This window comes from Pseudomonas sp. RA_15y_Pfl2_54, assembly GCF_963971015.1.
GTDB classification, from domain to species: domain Bacteria; phylum Pseudomonadota; class Gammaproteobacteria; order Pseudomonadales; family Pseudomonadaceae; genus Aquipseudomonas; species Aquipseudomonas baetica_A.
Genome location: NZ_CAXAPN010000071.1, coordinates 1 through 4,293, shown reverse-complemented (window position 1 = coordinate 4,293; position 4,293 = coordinate 1). Strand labels below are relative to the sequence as shown.

Genomic DNA, 4,293 nt, shown 5'->3' with positions numbered 1-4,293 from the left:
TACGACGCCTACGGCAAAGTCGCCGCCATCACCCTGGCTGGCGAGGACTACCTGGACCAGCCGCTGCGGTTTCAGGGTCAGTATTTCGATGGGGAAAGCGGGCTGCATTACAACCGGCACCGGTATTGCGACCCACGGCTGGGCAGGTATCTGACACCGGACCCGGTGAAGTTGGCGGGTGGGTTGAATCAGTATCGGTATGTGCCGAATCCGACGGGGTGGGTGGATCCGTTGGGGTTGAGCTGCACTCCCTGTCCCGGATCGGGTGTTGCTGATGGCCCCTACAGTGAAATTGTTCCGGGAGGAGGATTAGAGGCCCATGAGTCTCGAGGTGGACATGCTATTGAAAGACATGTCAATAGATCGGAGGCTCAACTGAGAGCTAGACTAATAGCTGAACCGCATATACCTATTGCATCAACATTTCTTAATAGGACAGAGGCTGAAGCTGCACTCTCGAATGTTATGAGGAGTAATAAGATAAAAATTGATGACTTTCTAGCAGGTAACGCAAATAAACTTGTGATTAATGAGCGGGTGTCTGCTCCTGCTGGCGTGGGTATTGTGAGACAGAGCGGAAGGCTGGAACAGCTATTTAGTATCAGATTAGTGCTACGGCGAGATGCAACTTCGCCTCTTGGTTACTTTATTTTGACGGGTTTTGTAAATGACAATTGAAAATTTTCCTAACCTATTCCAGTTTCTCGGGGCCTATTTTCATGAGGACTGGATGTGTGAGTTTGACTTGGCAGATGACGTTATTAGATCGTTCCTAGCAGACTCAGAAGGTTGCGTAGTGGGGGAATTGGTAAAGGAAATTGATGCCTTGTTGGCGATGAAGATGAAAGAAAATGAAATTCGAGATTTTTTGCTGAAGGAAATTGGATGTTGTTACTGTTATTGGCATGAGTGGCAAGATGGAAATACGTGGTTGAAGCACATTTCTGTAGTTATCAGAGAAGCTCCGCACAGTAATATTTAAGTTTTCTTGGATAAGCCTCCATCATTTTTGATCAACAGAAATATTGATTTATGCGTTGCCCCAATGGCTACGACTCCGCGCCGCCAATTGATGCAGCAAAACATGAGGGAAATTTTTATATTCTTGACGGCCATCATCGCGCAGCAACTGCGCGTCAAACTGCCACGAATGCAACCATTAAACTAATAAAATATATCAAAGAACATTATAGAAGTTTAAACAGCATTGAATAAGTGTTAGATTCAGCAAATAATGTCGACCCAGACAGATTGGAGTACCGCAGAAGAAGATGAATGGCCAAAATAAAAATCTGAAAAATACAATAACCGATACCCTCTCAAACATTAAAGTTGGCACGCTGCTGCTTGAAAAGAAATTTGGCACTCCAAATATTATCAGCTTATGGCGTACAAACCAAATAAAACGATGCTGAGAAGTCACTGAAGGCGTTGAATATGAACTACATGGTACTGGATATATTATCCATTTCATCTCTACAGAATCAGTGAGTTCCGACTATCGCGCTGATGGTAGAACTGACAAAATTGATGCTTGGCGCCTATACAATTTTTCCAGCAAAAGGCCATTGAAATATAAAAACACTGCAACGAAAAAAAATATCAAAATTCGAAAAATATATAAATCTAAAAAATCAAACTTAAGCAGCCTTTATGTGCTGATCGACTCCAAAGCTAACGATTAAGTAAATATAACTTCAAGGGGCCTTAGAGCTCAGGCCCCAAAGATCCAGACTCACACTGTCAGAGCATCACCAGAAAAATGGTCACTGCTCATCCTCCATATCCGAATCATCCGAATCATCCAACGGCACCGTCGCATCATCCATCAGCGACCCCGGATCCTCATTCCCCGGATCATTGATATACGGCAGCCCACTCGGGCCTTTCTCTTCCTTGCCTTCAGTTTCGGGAGTCATGGCAAACCTCATGAATTCGGGGGAGTCTATGACGTTCGAAAAGCCCCAGGGCCAATCGTTCCAAAGACTGACCAGCAGAAACGAGAAACCCGGCACACGGCCGGGTTTGTGTTGAATCGTCAATCAATGATGTCGGTTTTTATGTTTGTTCTTATGTTTATGACCACCACCGGAATGAGACTTCCCACCATCGTCACCCAGATTATTGCCGACCGCACCACCCGCCGCGCCACCCAATCCTGCACCGATGGTTGACCCCGTGGAACCACCCAGGCTGTTACCGATCACCGAGCCGCCGGCTGCGCCGAGGCCTCCGCCAATGGCGGCTTCCGTACGATTGCGTTTATTCGCCCCGACGGCACTGCCCGCCGCGCCGCCAACGCCCGCCCCCACAGCCGCGCCTGTACTCCCGCCGAGTTGCCCGCCGACCACGTTGCCCAACGCACCACCCAGCCCGCCCCCTACAGCCGCCGTACCGTCGCCGGCAGCCATTACGCCTTGCGAAACCAGCAATCCGAAAAACAGTGCAGATAATGACAGTCGCATATGAACCTCACAGTTCCCGAATCGGGATAATCCGCCCCAAAGAGGGCCTATGTGAGATTGGAGCCGCCTGCGGAACAAACGTTCACCAACGAAAAAGCCCGATGGAGTGCACCGGGCGTTTAGGTGGAACAGGATTAAACCTATTTCAGGACGAAGACTGACGATCAGTCTCAGTGACGCTTGTGACCTTTCGACAGATTGCTGCCCACCGCACCGCCAGCCGCCCCGCCAAGACCTGCACCGATGGTCGCACCGTTCCTGCCACCGAGGCTGTTGCCGATGATCGAACCGCCGGCCGCACCGACACCACCGCCAATGGCTGCTTTGGTCCGGCTGCCTTTACGCGCCGCCATTGCACTGCCTGCGGCGCCTGCCACGCCAGCACCAATCGCTGCACCATTGCTGCCGCCCATTTTCTGGCCGACCACATTACCCAGCGCGCCACCCAGGCCACCGCCGAGCGCAGCTGTGCCATCTCCAGCAGCCATCGCATTTTGAGCGACCAGAAGCCCAAGAACCAGAGCAGGCAGTGTTAAACGCATGACAAAAACCTCAAAAAACGCGATGAAAAAATTGGCCGGCATTCAATGCTGTCGGCACGCATTCGGCGCCGATTGGACAGCGATTTCGCAAAAGGTTTTATCGCAGGCAAAAAAAAGCCCGCTGGGGAGACGGGCTGGAGACTTGCTTTCTAACGGATGGCTTCACCCTACTTTGATAGACGTGAAAAGTTTGTGAAAGCATTGCCAAGCCACCCGTCATCTGTAGGAAATTTCCAGCCTACTCGTCAGACGCAAAAAACCCCGCTTGTTGGCGGGGTCGCTCGCTGCAGACTATTTTCGGGCTCGAGTCGCGACCCTGGGCAGGAACTTCGCCTTCGGCCCTTTGGGTGCCTTGGACTTGATCTTGCCGATCTGAACCGGATCCTCGCCAAAGCCAGCCTGATAATCGGTCTGGCCGCATCGTACGCAATTGTTCAATGGAAACTCAGCACCATCGTCTTCGATATACGGATCAGTCATACCTTCGCCCCTGAGAAATGGGTCGACACCAGCAAAGCGCTTTTGCCTGAAAAAATATCGACCTCCAAGACTTTTGAGACTAGCTGGTCATTCCTGGACTTGCGGTTCAGATCGACCCATGCCCGACGAGCGGCCTACACCCGCTGACAACAACTTGAACACGGTGACAGCGAAATCTATCGGCCACCGAGTTTGTGCCGATAATCAGCGCAACTTGACCGCTGTCCCTGTTGCGAACACCACAACCATACCGCCCTTGCCCGCTGGCATGCTGATCTCGAAGTCCACTCCAACCAAAGCATCCGCCTGCAAGGCACGCGCTCGTTCCTTGATCTCGTCAGTTGCCTGGATACGCGCCTCTTTCAACGCGCGCTCCAGGGTCTGGGAGCGCCCACCAAAAAAATCCCTCATCCCCGCGAACATGTCGCGAATCACGTTTACGCCCTGCACGGATTCGGCACTAACGACATCCAGATAAGCCGTTATCTGACGCCCCTCAATTGAGGGCGTGGTGGTGATAATCATCCGATCAATCCTTGTCATACTTGAAAAAAAGCGATTATCAACTGAGTCGAGCTTGAGCGCTTGCTCTGTTGATCATCACGCCTAATGCTAGGTCACGAGAAAAGTCGCTTGGATCATAACCCCTGCCTTTGCTGCCTCAGAGATCTACAAAGCCGACCCCCGGTGTCAGGATAGTTGTCGCCTCTCCGGTTTTTCCAAAAAAAGCATATCGGGGGCGGAAAGAGACTGGTCGTGCCGTACTATTCACCTGAACGCAGAGCCGCATTACTTAAGATGCTGCT

At 51.1% G+C, this 4,293-nt stretch carries 7 protein-coding genes and 1 pseudogene; 3 read left to right on the top strand and 5 right to left on the bottom strand.

Features of this window, described 5'->3' with window-relative positions; all coding sequences use genetic code 11:
• The 3 genes and pseudogenes from AACY50_RS28395 to AACY50_RS28925 all read left to right on the top strand — a co-directional run.
• Positions 1-678: RHS repeat-associated core domain-containing protein (locus AACY50_RS28395; RefSeq protein ID WP_339539906.1), on the top strand; the 678-nt coding region annotated here is incomplete at its 5' end.
• Positions 668-982, top strand: coding sequence for a contact-dependent growth inhibition system immunity protein (locus tag AACY50_RS28390; RefSeq protein ID WP_339539905.1), 315 nt, complete (start codon positions 668-670; stop codon positions 980-982). The genes AACY50_RS28395 and AACY50_RS28390, both read left to right, overlap by 11 nt.
• Before the next feature lie 454 nt (positions 983-1,436).
• Positions 1,437-1,685: pseudogene (locus tag AACY50_RS28925) on the top strand (DUF6896 domain-containing protein); the annotation flags it as partial.
• 81 nt (positions 1,686-1,766) lie between these two features.
• Here the strand turns inward: AACY50_RS28925 and AACY50_RS28385 are convergent.
• The 5 genes from AACY50_RS28385 to AACY50_RS28365 all read right to left on the bottom strand — a co-directional run bounded on the left by AACY50_RS28385 (position 1,767) and on the right by AACY50_RS28365 (position 4,012).
• A complete protein-coding gene (locus AACY50_RS28385; protein WP_339539904.1) occupies positions 1,767-1,919 on the bottom strand; it encodes a hypothetical protein in 153 nt (50 codons plus the stop codon).
• 123 nt (positions 1,920-2,042) lie between these two features.
• Positions 2,043-2,465, bottom strand: coding sequence for a YMGG-like glycine zipper-containing protein (locus tag AACY50_RS28380; RefSeq protein ID WP_339539903.1), 423 nt, complete (start codon positions 2,463-2,465; stop codon positions 2,043-2,045).
• Between the two features lie 170 nt (positions 2,466-2,635).
• A complete protein-coding gene (locus AACY50_RS28375) occupies positions 2,636-3,007 on the bottom strand; it encodes a glycine zipper domain-containing protein (RefSeq protein ID WP_339539901.1) in 372 nt (123 codons plus the stop codon).
• A gap of 291 nt (positions 3,008-3,298) precedes the next feature.
• Complete coding sequence (locus AACY50_RS28370; RefSeq protein WP_339433342.1) at positions 3,299-3,487, bottom strand: hypothetical protein; 189 nt, start codon at positions 3,485-3,487, stop codon at positions 3,299-3,301.
• A 204-nt stretch (positions 3,488-3,691) separates the two neighbouring features.
• Positions 3,692-4,012, bottom strand: a complete 321-nt coding sequence (locus AACY50_RS28365; RefSeq protein WP_221734375.1) for a YbjQ family protein — start codon at positions 4,010-4,012, stop codon at positions 3,692-3,694.
• Positions 4,013-4,293: the final 281 nt, after the last annotated feature.

What these genes read in the sequence shown, in the direction of transcription:
- AACY50_RS28390 (WP_339539905.1), top strand. Translation starts at nt 668, where the DNA reads ATGACAATTGAAAATTTTCCTAACCTATTCCAGTTTCTCGGGGCCTAT.
- AACY50_RS28385 (WP_339539904.1), bottom strand. Translation starts at nt 1,919, where the DNA reads ATGACTCCCGAAACTGAAGGCAAGGAAGAGAAAGGCCCGAGTGGGCTG.
- AACY50_RS28380 (WP_339539903.1), bottom strand. Translation starts at nt 2,465, where the DNA reads ATGCGACTGTCATTATCTGCACTGTTTTTCGGATTGCTGGTTTCGCAA.
- AACY50_RS28375 (WP_339539901.1), bottom strand. Translation starts at nt 3,007, where the DNA reads ATGCGTTTAACACTGCCTGCTCTGGTTCTTGGGCTTCTGGTCGCTCAA.
- AACY50_RS28370 (WP_339433342.1), bottom strand. Translation starts at nt 3,487, where the DNA reads ATGACTGATCCGTATATCGAAGACGATGGTGCTGAGTTTCCATTGAAC.
- AACY50_RS28365 (WP_221734375.1), bottom strand. Translation starts at nt 4,012, where the DNA reads ATGATTATCACCACCACGCCCTCAATTGAGGGGCGTCAGATAACGGCT.